Consider the following 19,643-nt stretch of genomic DNA (forward strand, 5'->3'; position numbering starts at 1 on the left):
ACAAAGCAGCACCCCATATCAGCACCCCATATCAGAACTCAGGGCCGACGGGCGCGCATGTCCAGCACGGCCAGGTGGCTGAACAGCATGCTGGTTCCGATCGGGTTGCCCCCGCCGGGATACGCGGTGCCGCTGGGCGCGGCCATGGTGTTGCCCGCCGCGTACAGGCCTGGAATCGGGTGGCCCGACCTGTCCAGCACCCGCGCCGCGGCGTCGGTGCGCAGGCCGCCCTTGGTGCCCAGGTCCGAGATGCCGAACGCCGCGGCGTGATACGGCGGGGTGACGATGGGCACCAGCGGCGACGCGCCCGCCGAGAACGCGCGATCGAATGCCTCGTCGCCGCGGCCGAAGTCCTCGTCGACGCCGGAGGCGGCAAAATCGTTGAACCGCTTGACCGTTGCCGCCAGCCGCTCCCCCGGCACGCCGATCTTGGCGGCCAGTTCCTCGAGGGTGTCCGCGGAGTGCCACAGGCCGGCGGCCACGTACTTCTCGGTCTCGACGAGGGAGACGTTGGCCGCCTTGACCGGCGGCACCTCGCCCTCGGAGTCGTCGTAGATCATCCAGTACGGCAACGTGATCGACCCGTCGGCCAGCTGCGCGATGATCTCGCGGCCGGCCCGGTCGTAGGCCCGGGACTCGTTGACGAACCGGTCGCCGTCCTGGTTGACGAAGATGCCGCCGGTGAACCACAGCGCGAAGGCGGACCGGCCGTCGGGATGGGTCATGCCCGGCGACCACCACGCCTGGTCCAGCAGGTCGGTGTCCGCGCCCGCGGCGATGCCGGCCTGCAACGCCAGGCCGCGACTTCCCGGTCCGCCCATGGTGTCTCGCGCCACGCCCGGCACCCCGTACGCGCGGCGCAGCTCGTCGTTGGCTTCAAAGCCCCCGGCGGCCAGCAGCACGCCCCGGCGGGCGCGGATGGCGCCGCGCTGCCCGCCGGTCTCGACGATCGCGCCGGTGACCCTGCCGTCGGACACCACGAGTTCGACCAGGGCGGTGTCGCGCCGCAGCGACGCGCTCGGGTACTGGCCGATGGCCTTGAGGAAGCGGGCGATCAGCGCGCGGCCCCCGACGTAGTAGTCGGACGGCGGTTCGGCGCCGAGCCGGTCGGTGTCCAGCGGCCCGCGGATCGCGTCGCGGAATTCGGGGGCGGCGGCCACCGCCAGCGGCTTGGCCGCGATGTGGCGCTGGCCGTCGAGGCGCGCCTTGGGCGCCTTGCCGTAGTAGTCGGGCCAGGGCAACGGCACGAACTTCAGGTTCGGGTCGGCCTCCAGGTACTCGATCAGCGGCGCGCCGCCGCGGACGTAGGTTTCCTGCAGTTCGCGCGGCGTGCGATCGCCGACCACCGCGTGGTAGTAGGTGAGCGCGTCCTCGATGGTGTCGTCGGTGCCGGCGCGCAGCAGCACCGGATTGCACGGGAACCAGACGCCACCCCCGCCGGAATACGCCGTGGTGCCACCGAATTTGGACGTCGCCTCGACCAGGAGCACGTCGAGGCCTTCGCGCGCCGCGGTGTACGCGCCGGTGACGCCGCCACCGCCGGATCCCGCGACCAGTACGTCGCACTCGGCCGTCCAGTCCGCGGTTCCCAACAGGCGGGCGTCCATCAGCGGAGACTACCTCGCCGCGCTCACAGGTAGCGCTGCCGGCCGTGCGACGCGAATTCCGCGTCGAGCGAGCGCTTTTCGTCGGCGCTCATCCGGTGGTACGCGGGCGCTCCCCGCCCGGCCCACCGATACACCGGTTCGTCGGTGTGCCAGCGCTGGCGTTGCAGCACGCGCTTGAGCACCTTGTTGGAGCCGGTGACGGGCAGGCTCGTCGACAGCCGCAGGAACCGGGGAGCGCCCTTGCTGCCCAGGTCTTTCTGATCGCAGAGGTAGGCGGCGAAACCTGCGGCGTCGAACTTCTCGGGATCGGCCACCTCGAGGGCCGCCATCACCTGATCGCCGGATCGCGGGTCGGGCACCGCATAAACCCCGGCCGCCACCACGTCGGGGTGCCGGCGCAGGACACGCTCGATCGTCAGGGCGGAGGTGTTCTCGCCGTCGACCCGGATCCAGTCGCCGCGGCGGCCGGCGAAGTACAGGAAGCCCGCCTCGTCCCGGTACCCGAGGTCGCCGGTCCAATACCAGCCGTTGCGGATCCGCTCGGCGTCGGCGTCGTCGTTGTTGTAGTAGCCCTCGAACGTCCGGGTGCCCGACTTGTCGACGATTTCGCCGACGGCCTCGTCGGGGTTGCGCACCCGGCCGTGTTCGTCGAGCAGCGCGGGCGGGCACTCGGTCAGCGTCTGCGGATCGACCACCGCGACGCCGGGGTGGGCCGGCCGGCCCAGCGCCCCGGGTGGCGCGTCCGCGGCGTGCGAGACGGCGCCGCCACCCTCGCTCGAGCCATAGCCCTCCAGCAGCTCCGCGCCGAAGCGGCGCCGGAACTCGGCCTGGTCATCCGGTGACGCCTCGGTGCCGAAGCCGCGGACCAGTGGGTTGTCGGCATCGTCGGGCCGCTCGGGTGTGGCCATCAGATAGGCGAGTGCCTTGCCCACGTAGGTGAAAAACGTCGCACCGAAATACCGCACGTCGGCCAGGAATCGCGACGCCGAGAAGGTCGGGGTCAGGCAGACGGTGGCGCCGTTGGCCAGCGCCGGCGCCCACAGCGCCATGATCGCGTTGCCGTGGAACAGCGGCATGCAGCAGTAGTCCACGTCGTCGCGGACATGCCCGAACTTCTCGGTGGCCGTGTGCGCGATCCAGGCCAGCCGCCCCTGGCTGCATTTGACCGCCTTCGACGCGCCCGTCGTCCCCGAGGTGAACAGCAGCAGGAACAACGACTCCGGGCCCACGCCGGCCGCGACGGCGGGGTGACCGCGGTGGGCATCGATGCGCCCGCGGTAGCCGGGGTCGTCGACTTGCAGGAACCGGTCCGGTTCCAGGTCCAGGTCCAGGTCGCGTAATCGCTGCAGCCCCGCGGCGTCGGTGACGATCAGCTGGCAATCCGTGTGCCGGATCTCCGCGGCCAGCTCGGCGGCACCGCGGGTCGGGTTGATGCCCACCACGGTCGCCCCCACCAGCGCCGCGCCGCCGAGCCAGAAGACGAAGTCGGGCACGTTGTCCAGCAGCACCCCGATGTGAAACGGGGCCTGGGCAAACGATCTGCGGCGCATCGACAGGGCCAAGGCGCCGCGCGCGGCGGATTCGCGGACCACGTCGTCCCAGGTCCAGTCGCGGTCACGGGTGCGCAGCCCGACGTGTTGGTCACCGAGGCGATCGAGGAGCATCGTCGCGATGTCGGCGCGCATCTCAGGCCGACGCGTGCACGAGGTCCAGGTACTCCTGCGGCAGCTCGTCGCGGGACAGCTTGGTCACGCTGACCACGCCCGGGTTGTAGGAGTCCTCACCAATGATCTTGCCGCTCTGGTCGATTGGCCACAGCAGCAGCTGCCGGAACACCACCAGGTAATCCCCGTCGGGGTCGTCGACCGGCATCCCGAGGATGCGCGTCAGCTCCGCGGCGGGGTAGAGCTGCTTGAGCAGACCCTCGGTCACCAGGCAGTCATCGTCGACGACGAGCCGCTGCACCTCGAACTCGAGAATGTTGGTGCGGGTCGCCAGGAAGTCGACGTAGTAGCTGCGCACCCCGTCGGTGGTTTTCGCGCCGACATCCTGGGCCCCGTGCCAGAAGTGGTAGGCGGGCTCGGGGCTCAGCGTCGCCATCAACCGCCCCAAATCCGGTGCGGCTTCGGCCTTCATGTGCTCGATCACCACGCTCAGCACCGCCCGGTGCCGCTCGTTGGTGGTTTCGGCCAACCGCCTCTCTAGCGGTTCCCAGGTCCGGTTGGGGTCGATGATCGCCATGCGGTCATCATCACGAATCCGGTGGCCCGCGGTCATCCGCCAGCCGTCGCCCGTATCCGCCGATCCGCCCGACGACCGTCGGTCAGGACCTTTCCGGTTCGTCGAGTTCGGTCGAGGACAACGCGATCCGCCGGATCATGAGCACCAGGGTGGCCGTGAACCGGTCCATCGGATCGTTGAAATCCCATCCCATCTGCGACCCGACATGTGCGAGCCGCGCCGCGACGGTGCTGTGATGCAGATGCAGTTCGGCGGCCGTGCGCCGCAGCGACCCGAACACGAAGAAGGCCTCCACGGTGTCGACGTCGAGCGCGCCCGTCGGCGTCGCGGCAATCTCGTTGATCCGCAACACATCTCGCTGCCGGTGCACCCGTTCCAAAGGGATATCGGCCAACAGCTCCAGCGCGCTGAGCCGCTCGTAGGCCACGGCGCGCCTGCCATAACCGGTCGACGACGCGAAGCGCAGCGCGCCCAGAGCCTGCTGCCACGACGTGGCCGCGGCCAGCGCTTCGACGCTGGCGCCGATGCCCACCCAGGGGCCCCGGTCGGGCCCCTCGCTCCGCCGTCCCGGGAACGCGGTGGTGATCGCGCTCTCCAGCCCGTCGGAGAGCGCCCGGGTGTCGATGGGCCCCTGGCACAGCACGGCCGTCGCGTTCCCGATGGCGGTCGAGCGCACCGACGAGCCCGGAAGCTGCCGCGCGATGATCCGCAGCGCCTCGGGTGGCGAGTGCGCGGACACCGCCAGGACGCAGATGTTGCGCCCTTCGTCCAGCCCGAGCAGGCGGACGGCCCGCGCCCGGTCCTCCCGGCGCTCCTTGCCGGAGAGCACGACTTCGAGCAGCGCCGGATCCCCGATGTGCAACTCGCCCGACGCCCCGGCGCGTGCCGGCACCGCGCGCAGGGTGTGGCCCAACCGATCGAGCAGCACCGGATCGAGGGCGTGCCCGGGACCGTCGCGTTCCAGCCACACGCTCGGCTCGTCGGCCGGCGCCGGCGCCGGCGCGCAGCCCGGTTCCAGGCGACCCGTCGCGTCGTAACGGATCACGGTGCCCGACGCCCACCGCGCACCGACCGGGCATTCGGCCAGCAGTGCCGCGCAGCGCACCACGGTGTCGGCGTCGGCCGCCGACTCGTGGAGCCGGTCGAAGTGGGAAATGATCCGCAGCACGGAGGCGGAATCGGATCCCAGTTCCGACATGCGCACCGGGTCGGCGTTCATCAGCGGAGGTTACCGTCAAAGCCCTTCACAGGGACGGGCTACCAGCCACGCTAAGCTCGACACCCATGACGAGCGTTACCGACCACACTGCGGAGCCCGCTGCCGAACACACCATCGACATCCACACCACCGCGGGCAAGCTGGCCGAACTGCACAAGCGTCGCGAGGAGTCGCTGCACCCGGTGGGTGAAGAGGCCGTCGAGAAGGTGCACGCCAAGGGCAAGCTGACCGCCCGCGAGCGCATCCTCGCCCTGCTCGACGAGGACTCGTTCGTCGAGCTCGACGCGCTGGCCCGGCACCGCAGCAAGAATTTCGGCCTGGAGAACAACCGCCCGCTCGGCGACGGCGTGATCACCGGCTACGGCACCATCGACGGCCGCGACGTGTGCATCTTCAGCCAGGACGCCACGGTGTTCGGCGGCAGCCTCGGCGAGGTGTACGGCGAGAAGATCGTCAAGGTCCAGGAGCTGGCGATCAAGACCGGCCGCCCGCTGATCGGCATCAACGACGGCGCTGGGGCGCGCATCCAGGAGGGCGTCGTCTCGCTCGGCCTCTACAGCCGCATCTTCCGCAACAACATCCTGGCCTCCGGCGTCATCCCGCAGATCTCGCTGATCATGGGGGCCGCCGCCGGTGGGCACGTCTACTCCCCCGCGCTGACCGACTTCGTGGTCATGGTCGACCAGACCAGCCAGATGTTCATCACCGGGCCCGACGTCATCAAGACCGTCACCGGCGAGGACGTCACCATGGAGGAGCTGGGCGGCGCCCACACCCACATGGCCAAGTCGGGCACGCTGCACTACGTCGCCTCCGGTGAGCAGGACGCCTTCGACTGGGTCCGCGACCTGCTGAGCTACCTGCCGCCCAACAACGCGACCGACCCGCCCCGCTACGCCGAGCCGCACCCGCCGGGCGCCATCGAGGACAACCTCACCGAGGAGGACCTCGAGCTGGACACGCTGATCCCGGACTCGCCCAACCAGCCCTACGACATGCACGAGGTGATCACCCGCATCCTCGACGACGACGAATTCCTGGAAGTCCAGGGGGGTTACGCGCAGAACATCGTCGTCGGGTTCGGCCGCATCGACGGCCGGCCGGTCGGGATCGTGGCCAACCAGCCGACGCAGTTCGCCGGCTGCCTGGACATCAACGCCTCGGAGAAGGCGGCCCGGTTCGTGCGGACCTGCGACTGCTTCAACATCCCGATCATCATGCTGGTCGACGTGCCGGGCTTCCTGCCGGGCACCGGCCAGGAATACAACGGCATCATCCGGCGCGGCGCCAAGCTGCTCTACGCCTACGGCGAGGCCACCGTCCCCAAGATCACCGTCATCACCCGCAAGGCCTACGGCGGCGCCTACTGCGTCATGGGCTCCAAGGACATGGGCTGCGACGTCAACATCGCCTGGCCGTCGGCGCAGATCGCCGTGATGGGGGCCTCCGGCGCCGTCGGGTTCGTCTACCGCAAGCAGCTTTCCGAGGCGGCCAAGGAGGGCAAGGACGTCGACGCGCTGCGGCTGGAATTGCAGCAGGAGTACGAGGACACCCTGGTCAACCCGTACGTCGCGGCCGAGCGCGGTTACGTCGACGCGGTGATCCCGCCGTCGCACACCCGCGGCTACATCGGCACGGCGCTGCGCCTGCTGGAACGCAAGATCGCCCACCTGCCCCCCAAGAAGCACGGGAACATTCCGCTGTGAGTCGAGCGAGCGGAGCGAACGCAGTGAGCGACGGGAACGAGACGAGCAATTCGGCTCCTGTGAGTCAGAACGACGAAAACGGTTCTGCGGCAACCGAAGCCGCGCCCGAGGCGCACGAGCCGCACATCCAGATCCTCAGGGGCGAACCCACCCTCGAGGAGGTGGCCGCGCTGGTCGCGGTGCTGGGCTGTGCCGGCGGCGGGCCGGAGCCCGAACAGCCCGAGGAGACCCGCTGGGGCCTCCCGGTCGACCGGCTGCGGTTCGCGATGTCGAACTACCAGCGGCTGACCATGCAGCAAATGACGCACATGAGGCATTGACCCGCCTGGTGCTGGCGTCGGCCTCGGCCGGCCGGCTCAAGGTGTTGCGTCAGGCGGGCGTCGATCCGCTGGTGGTGGTGTCCGGCGTCGACGAAGACGCGGTCGCGGCCGCGCTGGGGCCCGACGCCTCGCCGAGTGACGTCGTGTGCGGCCTGGCCCGGGCCAAGGCCGAACAGGTCGCCGGCGAGCTGGACGGCGGCGTCGCGGCCGATTGCGTTGTCATTGGCTGTGATTCGATGCTTTTCCTCGACGGCCGGCTGTGCGGCAAGCCCGGGTCGGCCGACGCCGCTGCGAGCCAGTGGCGCCTCATGGGCGGGCGGTCCGGCGGGCTGCACACCGGGCACTGTCTGCTGCGGCTGTCCGACGGCGCAATCACCCATCGTGAGGTCGAATCCGCTTGCACCACAGTTCATTTCGCTGATCCGACGGATGCCGATCTGAGCGCCTACGTGGCCGGCGGCGAACCGTGGCACGTGGCGGGCGGCTTCACCCTCGACGGCCTGGGCGGCTGGTTCGTCGACAAGATCGAAGGCGACCCGTCGAACGTGATCGGCGTGAGCCTGCCGCTGCTGCGGACCCTGCTGGGGCGGGCCGGGCTGTCGGTGGCCGCGCTGTGGGCGGCGAACTGACCCCGAGCGTCGACTCGTTGGGCCGATGGGGGCGAATCGGCGACAACACGTCGACGTTGGTGACGAAATCCCGGGATGAGTAGGCTCGGCAACGTGGCATTACCCCCCGATCCAAGCCCGACACTGTCGAACTACGCCCACCCCGAGCGACTGGTCACCGCCGACTGGCTCTCCGCCCACCTGGGCACCCCCGGCCTGGTGATCGTCGAGTCCGACGAGGACGTATTGCTCTACGACGTGGGCCACATCCCCGGCGCGGTGAAAGTCGACTGGCACACCGACCTCAACGACCCCCGGGTCCGCGACTACATCGACGGCGCGCAGTTCGCGGAGTTGATGGACCGCAAGGGCATCGCCCGCGACGACACCGTGGTGATCTACGGCGACAAGAGCAACTGGTGGGCCGCCTATGCGCTGTGGGTGTTCACGCTTTTCGGTCACCCGGATGTGCGCCTGCTCAACGGCGGCCGCGACCTGTGGCTGGCCGAACGCCGGGAGACCACGCTGGACGTCCCCACCAAGACGTCCACCGGCTACCCCGTCGTCACGCGCAACGACGAGCCCATCCGCGCGTTCAAGGACGACGTGCTGGAGATTCTCGGCAGCCAGCCGTTGATCGACGTGCGCTCGCCGGACGAGTACACCGGCAAGCGCACCCACATGCCCGAGTACCCCGAGGAGGGCGTGCTGCGCGGCGGCCACATCCCGACCGCCCGGTCGATCCCGTGGGCCAAGGCGGTCGACGAGAGCGGCCGATTCCGCAGCCGCGACGAGCTCGAGGAGCTCTACGGCTTCCTCGAGCCGGACGACAAGACCGTCGTGTACTGCCGCATCGGCGAACGGTCCAGCCACACCTGGTTCGTCCTGACGCACCTGCTGGGCAAGCCCGGCGTGCGCAATTACGACGGATCGTGGACCGAATGGGGCAACACCGTGCGCACCCCGATCGTCGCGGGCCAGGAACCGGGACCAGCACCGGGGCCCGCACCGGGGCGCGTCTCCGTCTGATGGGTGCGCCATGAGCATGCCCGCGCCGCTGGCCGAGGTGGTCTCCGACTTCGCCGAGGTCGAGGGCCAGGACAAGCTGAAGCTGCTGCTGGAATTCGCCGACGAGCTGCCGGACCTGCCGCCCGAGCTGGAAGAGCGGGCCATGGAGCCGGTGCCCGAGTGCCAGACCCCGCTGTTCTTGCACGTCGACGCCAGCGACCCGAACCGGGTGCGGTTGCACTTCAGCGCGCCCGCCGAATCGCCGACCACCCGGGGTTTCGCGTCGATCCTGGCGACCGGTCTGGACGAGCAGCCCGCCGCCGACATCCTGGCGGTGCCCGAGGATTTTTACGACGACCTCGGGTTGGCCGCGCTGATCAGTCCGCTACGGCTGCGCGGCCTCTCGGCGATGCTCGCCCGCATCAAGCGCAGGCTGCGCGAGCCGACCGGGTAAACCCGGACCGCCTCGTCGGCCCAACGGCGCGGCGCTTAGACTTCCCGAGAACTCGTTGTAAGAAATTCTCTTAGAGAAGCCCGCAGAAATACGTCTGCGACCGATGCCATACAGGAGGCGCTGTGGCCAGTCACGCCAGCTCGAGGATCTCCAAAGTCCTCGTCGCCAACCGCGGCGAGATCGCTGTCCGGGTGATCCGCGCGGCCCGCGACGCGGGCCTGTCCAGCGTGGCGGTGTACGCCGAACCCGACGCCGACGCGCCCCACGTGCGTCTGGCCGACGAGGCGTTCGCGCTGGGCGGTCAAACGTCCGCGGAGTCCTACCTGGACTTCGGCAAGCTCCTCGACGCGGCGGCCAAGTCCGGCGCCAACGCCGTCCACCCCGGCTACGGATTCCTGTCGGAGAACGGCGATTTCGCCCAGGCGGTCATCGACGCGGGCCTGATCTGGATCGGCCCCAGCCCGCAGTCCATCCGCGATCTCGGCGACAAGGTCACCGCCCGCCACATCGCCGCCCGCGCCCAGGCCCCGCTGGTGCCCGGCACCCCCGACCCGGTCAAGGACGCCGACGAGGTGGTGGCCTTCGCCAAGGAATACGGCGTGCCGATCGCGATCAAGGCGGCCTTCGGCGGCGGCGGCCGCGGCATGAAGGTGGCCCGCACCATCGAAGAGATTCCCCACCTGTTCGAGTCGGCCACCCGTGAGGCCGTCGCGGCGTTCGGCCGCGGCGAGTGCTTCGTCGAGCGCTACCTGGACAAGCCGCGCCACGTGGAGGCGCAGGTGATCGCCGACCAGCACGGCAACGTCATCGTCGCCGGCACCCGTGACTGCTCGCTGCAGCGCCGGTTCCAGAAGCTGGTGGAAGAGGCGCCCGCGCCGTTCCTGACCGACGCGCAGCGCAAGGAGATCCACGAGTCCGCCAAGCGGATCTGCAAGGAGGCCCACTACTACGGCGCCGGGACCGTCGAATACCTGGTCGGCCAGGACGGCCTGATCTCCTTCCTGGAGGTCAACACGCGCCTGCAGGTCGAGCACCCGGTCACCGAGGAGACCGCCGGCATCGACCTGGTCCTGCAGCAGTTCAAGATCGCCAACGGCGAGAAGCTGGACCTCACCGAGGACCCCACCCCGCGCGGGCACGCCATCGAGTTCCGGATCAACGGCGAGGACGCCGGACGGGGCTTTTTGCCCGCGCCGGGACCGGTCACCCGCTACGACATCCCCACCGGGCCCGGCGTCCGGCTGGATTCGGGCGTCGAGGCCGGCTCGGTGATCGGCGGCCAGTTCGACTCCATGCTGTCCAAGCTGATCGTCTACGGCGCCACCCGCGAGGAGGCGCTGGCCCGCTCCCGCCGCGCGCTGGACGAATTCCACGTCGAGGGGCTGGCCACGGTCATCCCGTTCCACCGCGCCGTGGTGAGCGACCCGGCGTTCATCGGTGACGGCGAGAGCTTCTCGGTCCACACGCGCTGGATCGAGACCGAGTGGAACAACACGATCGAACCGTTCACCGGCGGCGAGCCCCTGGACGAGGAGGCGGACGCCCGGCCCCGCCAGAAGGTCGTCGTGGAGGTCGGCGGCCGCCGGCTCGAGGTGTCGCTGCCCGGCGATCTGGCGCTGTCCAACGGCGGCTCCGGCGGCGGCGAGGCCGGTGTCATCCGCAAGAAGCCCAAGCCACGCAAGCGGGGGGCGCACGCCGGTGCGGCCGCCTCCGGCGACGCGGTCACCGCGCCCATGCAGGGCACCGTGGTCAAGGTCGCGGTCGAGGAAGGCCAGGAGGTTGCCACCGGCGACCTGGTGGTCGTCCTCGAGGCGATGAAGATGGAGAACCCGGTCACCGCGCACAAGGACGGGGTCATCACCGGGCTCGCCGTCGAGGCCGGCGCCGCCATCACGCAGGGCACGGTGCTCGCCGAGATCAAGTAGCGGCCCTGAGAGAGTTCACAGGGAACGTTGTCGCCCCTGGCTACCGCGAGTAGGGTATCGGGCAAGGTTGAGTTCACAGCCTCCCGGGATACGTCGATGGCGTGGGGGTAGGCGAAATTCCCTGCTTCTCCGAACTTTTTGCAGTCGGTTGACGTATTCCTGACTATTCCCGTAGCAGTAATCCTGCTCAACAGGATGGAGTCAGCAATGCCTGTGGCCCAATCTTGGCAACAAAGCCGCACGGCGCAGTTCACTGCGCGGTGGGGCCCGGTCGGCACCCTGATCACGGTCGACGGCGAGCTCGACGCGGCCAACGCCGATCAGCTCGCCGCCTACGTCCAAAAGAGCCTCAACCGCTCCCGACGGGTGGTCCTCGACCTGCGCGGCCTGAAATTCGTTGGCACCGCAGGCTTTTCGGCGCTGCACCGGATCAACGTGCTGTGCTCGGCCGCCCAGGTCTCGTGGGCCATGGCGCCGAGCCCGGCGGTGGCCAGGTTGCTGCGCGTCTGCGACCCGGACGGCCAGCTCCCGGTGACGACGCCCAAGGCCGAGCCGCTCCTGGAGCCGCTGTGGGTCGACGACGACGAAAACCCCCGGCCGCTACTGCAACTGGTCCCGCAGCCGCGTTAGCGATTTCGCCAGCAGGCGCGACACGTGCATCTGTGAGATGCCGACCCGCTCGGCGATCTGCGTTTGCGTCATCGACTCGAAGAACCGCAGCACCAACACCGTGCGTTCCCGCTCGGGCAGCGCCTCGAGCAGCGGGCGTAGCGATTCCTGGTCCTCGATGCGGTCCAGGCCGGTGTCCACATCGCCGAGGGTGTCGGCGATCGCGCGGGCTTCCTCCTCCTCGCCCCCGCCGCCGCTGTCGATCGACAAGGTGTTGTAGGAGCTGCCGGCGACCAGGCCCTCGACCACCTCTTCGCGGTCCATCTCGAGCTCCGCGGCGAGTTCGGTCGCGGTGGGCGCGCGGCCCAGCCGTTGGGACAGATCGGCGGTCGCGGTGCCGAGCCGCAGGTGTAGTTCCTTGAGCCGCCGCGGCACCTTGACCGACCAGCTGTTGTCGCGGAAGTGGCGGCGGACCTCGCCCATGATCGTGGGCACCGCGAACGAAACGAAGTCGGAGCCGGCGTCGACGTCAAAACGCACCACCGCGTTGACCAACCCCACGCGCGCCACCTGGACGAGGTCGTCGCGCGGTTCCCCGCGGCCCTCGAAGCGGCGCGCGATGTGGTCGGCCAGCGGCAGGCAGCGCTCGACGATCTTGTCCCGCTGGCGCTGAACTTCCATGGAGTCGGGCGCGACGGAGGCCAACTCACGGAACATGTCCGGAACATCGGCGTACTCGTTCGGACGCGAGACCGAACCGCCGGCAGCTCGCGGTGTCACCTGCTGGAGGCCGCCCGTCGCGCCGTCAGTGTGATGCCGAAAACACTGCCGGTTTCATTGGGTTCGCGACCGTCGTGAAAAGTCTGGACGTCGTCGGCCAAGGACGTCAGCACATGCCAACTGAAGCTGCCGGGCGCCACCACGTCGTGGGTGTCGCATGCCGCGGAGGCCTCCACCACCAATTGGTCGTCCTGCGGATCGACCACGACGCTCAGCGTCGCGTCGGGAGTGGCCGAGCGAATCAACCGGGTGCACACCTCATCGACCGCGAGCCGCAGGTCCGCCACCGCATCGAAATCCAGGTCCTCGAAGGTGCCGATCGCGCCGACCAGGGTGCGCAGCATCGCGAGGTTCTCCAGGCGCGCTGCGACGTGAAGTTCGACAGCGCGATGGCCGCGCGGACGCTTGTTGGCGTGCGATCCAGCATCGTTCATATGGTCTCCCGGCATGGTTTGACTGACACTACTACTGCTCCTCAGCCCGCCCTGGACCGTGCGTTCGAGCCGGTTAGTCATGATCGCCGCCGGGTATTCGGCCCGCTGTGGACGGGCCTGACACGACCGATGCAGACCGGACGCGCCGGCTTAGGCGCGTCGCGGTAATCGCCGGGGTCACGCTGATCGTTTTGTTGGTGCTCGCAGTAGGCATTTATGTCGGTGTGTTCGTGATTTTGTCCCCCATGATGGGGTGAGGTCTTTTCCGTCCAAGCAAACGCAACCGTTCCGGCACTCATCATGGTGCACACCTGATACCCACTCGCCGCCGCCCGTAATCTCGGATCCGGGTTTCCGGCAAAAACTCACAACGGGTGACGTCGTGGCAGGTCACCCCGGAAAAAGCGGAGAGCGGACGGTGTTTCGGTGGCGGCGCCCTAGCTGGCGGGCCATTGCCTGAGCACCTCGGGGTGCTCGGAGTACCACCGATCGGCGATCCTGCGTATCCGGCGGTGTTCCACCGCCAGCCAGACGAGACCCAGCGCCGCGGCGATGACGGCCGTGACGCCGGCGGTCATGCCCTCGTGGTGGTGTCCAGTCGCGAAGGCCGCGAGGCTTCCGCAGGTGCCGATCACGCCCGCGACCACCAACAGATATCCCGGCCAGTGCAGGACGTCGATCAGCGACTCGCCGGCGAGCGGCCGCGTGGTCCTGAGATGGTCGACGGGGTCGTGATAGGTGTCTCCCATGGCTGCTCCTCACCGCACCATCAACGTTAGATCGCGGGGAAGCAAACCTAAAGGGCCAGTACCGGACCGGCGATCGGGGCAACGCCCATGGCGACCATCAGCGCCATGACGGTCAGCAAGAACCAGCCGGCGCCCTGCCATCCCCACCAGGTTCCGCGGGCCTTCCACACGAGGTAGGTGCGCACGAACGCCCAGATCCCGGCGGCCAGCGCGATCATCGGACCGCCGAACGCCAGCAGGGTGCGCTGCGGCGGGCCGCAGGCCACGGTGTCGACGCCCCCGGTCGGACACGTGCTCACCCACACCGCGGCGATCAGCAGGAAGCCGACGGCGGCGGCCGTCGCCGCGACGGCGAACCGGACCGCGGCGAGCACCTCGCGGTCTTCCTGCCCCAGGCGATCACCGCCTGGTCGCTCGCCTGCTTTCTGCATCGTCCTCACCTCCCCGGATTCGGCCCCGGCGTGCCCCGCCCCCGGCCCCGCCTAAGTTCATCGCTCGCCGCACCGTTTTGGTTACGCGCCGCGACGCCGGCTCGCCACCGACGGCTCTAAGAAGTACCCCCTGACAAACCGGGGCAAACGGGCTCGGTCTCAGGTCAGGCCGGTCACCGCGGCGCGCATGGCCCGCATCGCCGCGTCGATCTCGGCGCGCGTGACGGTCAGCGCAGGACGGAACCGGACGCCGTCGCGGCCCGAGGGCAGCACGATCACCGCGCGCCGCCACAGCCGGCGGATCAGCTCGTCGCGGTCGGCGGCGCTCGGCAGGCTGAACGCGCACATCAGGCCGCGGCCGCGGGGATCGAGGACGACGCCGGGGAACTCGCCGGCGAGCTGCTCGAGGCAGCCCAGCAGGTAGGCGCCCTGCGCGGCGGCGTGGTCGAAGAGTTCGTCGGCCTCGATCACCTCCAGGATGCGGCGGGCGCGCACCATGTCGGCCAGGTTGCCGCCCCACGTCGAGTTCAGCCGGGACGGCACCGCGAACACGTTGTCGGCGACCTCGTCGACCCGCCGGCCCGCCATGATGCCGCACACCTGGGTCTTCTTCCCGAACGCGACCACGTCGGGTTGCACGCCGAATTGCCGGTAGGCCCAAGCGGTTCCGGTCAGGCCGCAGCCGGTCTGCACCTCGTCGAAGATCAGCAGGGCGTCGTGCCGGTCGCACAGTTCGCGCATGGCGGCGAAGAACTCGGGCCGGAAGTGGCGGTCCCCGCCTTCCCCCTGGATGGGTTCGGCCACGAAGCAGGCGATGTCGTGCGGGTGGGCTTCGAAGGCGGCGCGGGCCTGGGCCAGCGACGCGGCCTCGAGCGCGGCCACGTCGGCGCCCGGCCGGAGGTAGGGGGCGTCGATGCGCGGCCAGTCGAACGTGGGGAAGCGATCCACGGTGACCGGGTTGGTGTTGGTCAGCGACAGCGTGTAGCCGCTGCGGCCGTGGAAGGCGCCGCGCAGGTGCAGCACCCGGGTGCCCAGCGCGCGGTCGACACCGCGCGCCTCGTTGAGCCGGCTCTTCCAGTCGAACGCCACCTTGAGCGCGTTCTCCACCGCGAGCGCCCCGCCGTCGACGAAGAACAGGTGCGGCAACGCCGGGTCGCCCAGCACCCGGGCGAACGTCTCGACGAAGCGGGCCATCGCCACCGAGTACACGTCGGAATTGCTGGGCTTGTTCAGGGCGGCCGCGACGAGCTCCGCCCGGAATTCGTCGTCGGCGGCCAGCGCCGGGTGGTTCATGCCCAGCGCCGAGGAGGCGAAGAACGAGAACATGTCGAGGTAGCGCCGGCCGTCGCGGGCGTCGCAGAGGTAGGAGCCCTGCGAGCGGTCCAGATCGAGGACGAAGTCGAAGCCGTCGACCAGCATGCTGCGCGCCAGCACCGCGTGGACGGCGTCGGCATCCACACGGCGACCGGCGGGCGCGAAACGTTCCATGGCGGCCGTCATGACGCCCATGGTACGGGCATGATGGCGTATTTTTACACTATTGTTGCGCCGTGACAGGATAATTTATGGAATATGCTGCCGATCTGTGTAAAAAGTATTGAGAATGATGGTGCTGCGGGTCTTGACGTTCGCCGCCGTCCGGATTCGCTGCAGCAGGTCCTCGAGCGCCCGGGCGGATGCGACGCGCACCAGCAGGACGTAGCTTTCTTCGCCGGCCACCGAGTGACACGATTCGATCTCCTCGATGTGCTCGAGGCGGGCGGGCGCATCATCGGGTTGAGAGGGATCCAGAGGAGTGATGGCCACGAACGCCGACAGCAGGTGCCCGACGGCCTCCGGGTCGATGCGCGCCGAGTATCCGGCGATGACGCCGCGGGCCTCGAGCCTGCGCACCCTCGACTGGACCGCCGAGACCGACAGCCGGGCGCTGGCCGCCAACTCCGCCAGCGTCGCGCGTCCGTCGGCGACCAGCTCGCGCACCAGAATCCGGTCGACGTCGTCGAGCGTCTCACTCATGGCCGGAGACTATCGCACGAACGGCGCGCCGTGAGCCGCGCGAAATGGCTGCCGACGTGGCAGCTTCGCGCGCTTTTCGCCGCGGGCCTCTCGGCGATGTACGCCGCCGAGGTGCCCGCCTACGGCACCCTGGTCGCGGTGAGCGAGCGGGTCAACGCCGATGTCGCGGCGCGCCACCCCGACGCCGAACGGTTCGGTTCGCTGCGGCGCGTCACGGCCGAGCGGCACGGCGCCATCCGGGTGGGCAGCCCGGCCGAACTGGCCGCGGTCGCCGACCTTTTCGCCGCGTTCGGCATGCTGCCGGTCGGCTACTACGACCTGCGCTGCGCGGCCTCACCCGTCCCCGTGGTGTCGACCGCCTTCCGGCCCGTCGATGCAAACGAGCTGTCGCTCAATCCTTTTCGGGTGTTCACCTCGATGCTGGCCACCCACGACGCGCGGTTCTTCGACCGTGACCTGCGCCGCCGCGTCGAGGCCTTCCTGGCGCGCCGCCAACTGTTCGATCCCGCGCTGCTCGCCCGCGCGCGTGAGGTCACCGCCGAGGACGGCTGCACCGCCGACCGGGCGCGGGAGTTCGTCGCGGCGGCGGTGGCGGCGTTCGCCCTGTCGGCCGAGCCCATCGACAAGTCCTGGTACGACGAGTTGTCACGGGTGTCCGCGGTGGCCGCCGACATCGCCGGCGCCGGCTCCACCCACCTCAACCACCTGACGCCCCGCGTCCTCGACATCGACGATCTGTACCGGCGGATGACCGGGCGCGGCATCGCCATGATCGACGCCATCCAAGGGCCGCCGCGCACCGACGGGCCGGCGGTGTTGTTGCGCCAGACCTCTTTTCGCGCCCTGGCCGAACCCCGCCGGTTCCGCGGCGAGGACGGTCGGATCACCGAGGGGACGCTGCGGGTGCGCTTCGGCGAAGTGGAGGCCCGCGGTGTCGCGCTGACACCGAAGGGCCGCGCGCGCTACGACGCCGCGATGAGCGCCGCCGACCCGGCCGCGGTGTGGGCGGATCACTTTCCGCCCACCGACGAGCGGATGGCCGCCGAGGGGCTGGGCTACTACCGCGGCGGTGACCCGTCGGCGCCGATCGTCTACGAGGACTTCCTGCCCGCCTCGGCGGCGGGCATCTTCCGGTCGAACCTGGACTGCGACGCCGAAACCGCGGACGCGCCAGACGAATCCGGCTACGACGCGCAGTGGCTGGCCGGGGCGATCGGCCGCGACGTCGCCGACCCGTACGCCCTCTACGAAAAGGCATGCTCATGACCACCGAACAGTTGCGCGCCCGGGTTCGCACGGCCTTCGACGCCATCGGCGTCACCGCGAGCCTCGGCGAGCCGGACGCCCACGGGTTGCCCGCCAGCACGCCGATCACCGGCGAGGTGCTGTTCACCGTCGCGCCCACCACACCCGAGCGCGCCGATGCGACGATCGCCCAAGCGGCCCAAGCCTTTTCGGTGTGGCGAACCACGCCCGCCCCCGTCCGCGGCGCGCTGGTTGCGCGCCTGGGCGAGCTGCTCAGGGCGCACAAGGACGAGCTGGCCACCCTGGTGACCGTCGAGGTCGGCAAGATCACCTCCGAGGCGGCCGGCGAGGTGCAGGAGATGATCGACGTCTGCCAGTTCGCCGTCGGCCTGTCGCGCCAGCTCTACGGGCGCACCATCGCGTCGGAACGCCCCGGACACCGGCTGCTGGAGACCTGGCACCCGCTCGGCGTGGTGGGGGTGATCACCGCGTTCAACTTCCCGGTCGCCGTGTGGGCGTGGAACGCCGCGCTGGCCCTGGTGTGCGGGGACCCGGTGGTGTGGAAGCCCTCGGAGCTGACGCCGTTGACGGCGCTGGCCACCCAGGCGCTGATCGCCCGGGCCGCGGCCGACGTCGGCGCCCCGCCCGCGGTGAGCTCCCTGATACTGGGCGACCGCGACCTCGGCGGGCTGCTGGTGGACGACCCCCGGGTCGCGCTGGTGTCCGCGACCGGTTCGGTCCGGATGGGCCGCGAGGTCGGCCCCCGCGTCGCCGCGCGGTTCGGCCGGGTGCTGCTGGAACTGGGCGGCAACAACGCCGCCATCGTGACGCCGTCGGCCGACCTGGACCTCGCGGTGCGGGCCATCGTGTTCGCCGCCGCCGGCACCGCCGGCCAACGCTGCACCAGCCTGCGCCGGCTCATCGTCCACCACTCGGTGGCCGACGAGGTGGTGGACCGCGTCGTGTCCGCCTTCCGGCAACTGCCCATCGGCGACCCGTGTGCACCCGGCACCCTGATCGGGCCGCTCATCCACGAGACCGCCTACCGCGACATGGTGGGGGCGCTGGAATCCGCGCGCGCCGACGGCGGCGAGGTCATCGACGGCGACCGCCGGCACCCGCAGGGCCGCGAGCAGCCGAATTCCTACTACGTCGCGCCGGCCGTGGTGCGCATGCCCGGGCAGACCGCCATCGTGGCGAGCGAGACGTTCGCGCCCATCCTCTACGTGCTGACCTACCACGAGCTGGCCGACGCGATAGCCCTCAACAACGCCGTGCCGCAGGGGCTTTCGTCGTCCATCTTCACCACGGACCTGCGCGAGGCCGAACAGTTCCTGGCCGAATCCGACTGCGGAATCGCCAATGTCAACATCGGCACGTCCGGCGCGGAGATCGGCGGCGCGTTCGGTGGCGAGAAGGAAACCGGCGGCGGGCGGGAATCGGGCACGGACTCGTGGAAGGCCTACATGCGCCAAAGTACCAATACCGTCAATTATTCCGGCGAGTTGCCGCTGGCCCAGGGAGTGGAGTTCGGCTGAGGCGTTGAATCCATTGTGGCCGTCGTCTCATGTCGTATGAGTACTATCTGACACATGCCGACAGCCCGAAGGCGTCTATCCCCCGAGGATCGGCGCGCTGAGCTGCTCGCTTTAGGGGCAGAGGTTTTTGGGAAGCGACCTTACGACGAGGTCCGCATCGACGAGATCGCGGAACGCGCCGGGGTGTCGCGGGCCCTGATGTACCACTATTTCCCCGACAAGCGAGCGTTTTTCGCGGCGGTGGTCAAGGACGAGGCCGACCGCCTGTACGAGAACACCAACATGGACGACGTCACCGGTCTGACCATGTATGAGGAGATCCGGGTCGGCGTGCTGGCCTACATGGCCTACCACGAGCAGAACCCGGAGGCCGCGTGGGCGGCGTACGTCGGGCTGGGGCGGTCCGACCCGGTTCTGCTGGGCGTCGAGGACGACGCCAAGAACCGCCAGATGGAACACATCATGTCCCGGATCAACCGGCTGATCGCCGAACTCCCCGCGGCCAGCATGGAACCCGAGGTCGAGCGCCATCTGCGGGTGATCCTGAACGGCTGGCTGGCGATGACCTTCGAGATCTGCCGGCAGCGGATCATCGACCCCACCACCGACGCCGACAAGCTCGCCGATGCCTGCGCGCACGCGCTGCTGGACGCGATCGCGCGGGTGCCCGAGATCCCGGAGGAGCTCGGCGAGGCGATGAACACCTCGCGCACCTGAGCGCCGCGGCATCATGTCGGTCCCCGTTGGCACCAT

20 protein-coding genes are annotated in these 19,643 nt (G+C 69.7%); 10 read left to right on the top strand and 10 right to left on the bottom strand.

Translation table 11 applies throughout. The annotated features are described in order from the left end of the window. Window positions 1–38 precede the first annotated feature (38 nt). The 4 genes from AC0KS4_RS19500 to AC0KS4_RS19515 all read right to left on the bottom strand — a co-directional run bounded on the left by AC0KS4_RS19500 (window position 39) and on the right by AC0KS4_RS19515 (window position 5,067). Window positions 39–1,607 (bottom strand): FAD-binding protein, encoded by a 1,569-nt coding sequence (locus AC0KS4_RS19500; protein ID WP_238956707.1) that lies wholly within the window; start codon window positions 1,605–1,607, stop codon window positions 39–41. A 23-nt stretch (window positions 1,608–1,630) separates the two neighbouring features. Beyond that, complete coding sequence (gene casI, locus AC0KS4_RS19505) at window positions 1,631–3,292, bottom strand: steroid-22-oyl-CoA synthetase (protein ID WP_238956708.1); 1,662 nt, start codon at window positions 3,290–3,292, stop codon at window positions 1,631–1,633. A 1-nt stretch (window position 3,293) separates the two neighbouring features. Next, entirely contained in the window at window positions 3,294–3,848 is a 555-nt protein-coding gene (locus AC0KS4_RS19510; RefSeq protein ID WP_472408524.1) for a nuclear transport factor 2 family protein, read from the bottom strand. A gap of 82 nt (window positions 3,849–3,930) precedes the next feature. Next, complete coding sequence (locus AC0KS4_RS19515; protein WP_238956710.1) at window positions 3,931–5,067, bottom strand: PucR family transcriptional regulator; 1,137 nt, start codon at window positions 5,065–5,067, stop codon at window positions 3,931–3,933. A gap of 65 nt (window positions 5,068–5,132) precedes the next feature. On the opposite strand from AC0KS4_RS19515, the gene AC0KS4_RS19520 reads away from it, so the two are divergent. The 7 genes from AC0KS4_RS19520 to AC0KS4_RS19550 all read left to right on the top strand — a co-directional run bounded on the left by AC0KS4_RS19520 (window position 5,133) and on the right by AC0KS4_RS19550 (window position 11,718). Beyond that, window positions 5,133–6,773: an acyl-CoA carboxylase subunit beta gene (locus tag AC0KS4_RS19520; RefSeq protein ID WP_238956711.1), complete on the top strand. Its 1,641-nt coding sequence runs from the start codon at window positions 5,133–5,135 to the stop codon at window positions 6,771–6,773. A gap of 23 nt (window positions 6,774–6,796) precedes the next feature. Beyond that, window positions 6,797–7,093 carry an acyl-CoA carboxylase subunit epsilon gene (locus AC0KS4_RS19525; protein WP_238956712.1) on the top strand — a complete coding sequence of 99 codons (297 nt, stop codon included), beginning with the start codon at window positions 6,797–6,799 and terminating at the stop codon, window positions 7,091–7,093. Then, window positions 7,090–7,722: a Maf family protein gene (locus tag AC0KS4_RS19530; protein WP_225329566.1), complete on the top strand. Its 633-nt coding sequence runs from the start codon at window positions 7,090–7,092 to the stop codon at window positions 7,720–7,722. Before AC0KS4_RS19525 ends, AC0KS4_RS19530 begins: the two co-directional genes overlap by 4 nt. A 93-nt stretch (window positions 7,723–7,815) precedes the next feature. After that, entirely contained in the window at window positions 7,816–8,730 is a 915-nt protein-coding gene (locus AC0KS4_RS19535) for a sulfurtransferase (RefSeq protein WP_225329567.1), read from the top strand. 10 nt (window positions 8,731–8,740) lie between these two features. Next, window positions 8,741–9,163: a SufE family protein gene (locus AC0KS4_RS19540; RefSeq protein WP_225329568.1), complete on the top strand. Its 423-nt coding sequence runs from the start codon at window positions 8,741–8,743 to the stop codon at window positions 9,161–9,163. A gap of 122 nt (window positions 9,164–9,285) precedes the next feature. Continuing rightward, the gene (locus AC0KS4_RS19545; RefSeq protein WP_225329569.1) at window positions 9,286–11,088 is read left to right on the top strand and encodes an acetyl/propionyl/methylcrotonyl-CoA carboxylase subunit alpha; all 1,803 of its coding nucleotides are present in this window, start codon (window positions 9,286–9,288) and stop codon (window positions 11,086–11,088) included. A gap of 195 nt (window positions 11,089–11,283) precedes the next feature. Continuing rightward, window positions 11,284–11,718, top strand: coding sequence for an STAS domain-containing protein (locus AC0KS4_RS19550; protein ID WP_225329570.1), 435 nt, complete (start codon window positions 11,284–11,286; stop codon window positions 11,716–11,718). Here the strand turns inward: AC0KS4_RS19550 and AC0KS4_RS19555 are convergent. The 6 genes from AC0KS4_RS19555 to AC0KS4_RS19580 form a co-directional block, all read right to left on the bottom strand. Then, window positions 11,689–12,477: an RNA polymerase sigma factor SigF gene (locus AC0KS4_RS19555; protein WP_067166076.1), complete on the bottom strand. Its 789-nt coding sequence runs from the start codon at window positions 12,475–12,477 to the stop codon at window positions 11,689–11,691. The two genes, AC0KS4_RS19550 and AC0KS4_RS19555, sit on opposite strands and share 30 nt — an antisense overlap. Continuing rightward, on the bottom strand, window positions 12,474–12,911 hold the full coding sequence (locus AC0KS4_RS19560; RefSeq protein WP_238956713.1) for an ATP-binding protein: 438 nt from the start codon (window positions 12,909–12,911) through the stop codon (window positions 12,474–12,476). Before AC0KS4_RS19560 ends, AC0KS4_RS19555 begins: the two co-directional genes overlap by 4 nt. Before the next feature lie 437 nt (window positions 12,912–13,348). Beyond that, window positions 13,349–13,660, bottom strand: coding sequence for a protein UsfY (gene usfY / locus AC0KS4_RS19565; RefSeq protein ID WP_225329572.1), 312 nt, complete (start codon window positions 13,658–13,660; stop codon window positions 13,349–13,351). Window positions 13,661–13,707: 47 nt separating this feature from the next. Then, window positions 13,708–14,091 carry a hypothetical protein gene (locus AC0KS4_RS19570; protein WP_225329573.1) on the bottom strand — a complete coding sequence of 128 codons (384 nt, stop codon included), beginning with the start codon at window positions 14,089–14,091 and terminating at the stop codon, window positions 13,708–13,710. A gap of 159 nt (window positions 14,092–14,250) precedes the next feature. Beyond that, complete coding sequence (gene lat, locus AC0KS4_RS19575) at window positions 14,251–15,591, bottom strand: L-lysine 6-transaminase (RefSeq protein ID WP_225329574.1); 1,341 nt, start codon at window positions 15,589–15,591, stop codon at window positions 14,251–14,253. 63 nt (window positions 15,592–15,654) lie between these two features. Then, window positions 15,655–16,107, bottom strand: a complete 453-nt coding sequence (locus AC0KS4_RS19580) for an Lrp/AsnC family transcriptional regulator (protein WP_225329575.1) — start codon at window positions 16,105–16,107, stop codon at window positions 15,655–15,657. 30 nt (window positions 16,108–16,137) lie between these two features. On the opposite strand from AC0KS4_RS19580, the gene hglS reads away from it, so the two are divergent. Genes hglS through AC0KS4_RS19595 form a run of 3 tightly spaced genes read left to right on the top strand, consistent with a single transcriptional unit; the run spans window position 16,138 to window position 19,607 of the window. Then, window positions 16,138–17,373 carry a 2-oxoadipate dioxygenase/decarboxylase gene (gene hglS / locus AC0KS4_RS19585; RefSeq protein WP_238956714.1) on the top strand — a complete coding sequence of 412 codons (1,236 nt, stop codon included), beginning with the start codon at window positions 16,138–16,140 and terminating at the stop codon, window positions 17,371–17,373. Further along, a complete protein-coding gene (gene amaB / locus AC0KS4_RS19590; RefSeq protein WP_238956715.1) occupies window positions 17,370–18,890 on the top strand; it encodes an L-piperidine-6-carboxylate dehydrogenase in 1,521 nt (506 codons plus the stop codon). The genes hglS and amaB overlap by 4 nt, the downstream gene beginning before the upstream one ends. A gap of 54 nt (window positions 18,891–18,944) precedes the next feature. After that, window positions 18,945–19,607: a TetR/AcrR family transcriptional regulator gene (locus tag AC0KS4_RS19595; RefSeq protein WP_225329578.1), complete on the top strand. Its 663-nt coding sequence runs from the start codon at window positions 18,945–18,947 to the stop codon at window positions 19,605–19,607. Window positions 19,608–19,643 lie beyond the last annotated feature (36 nt).

Source organism: Mycobacterium sp. NTMscope_MAC_12, from assembly GCF_976985675.1.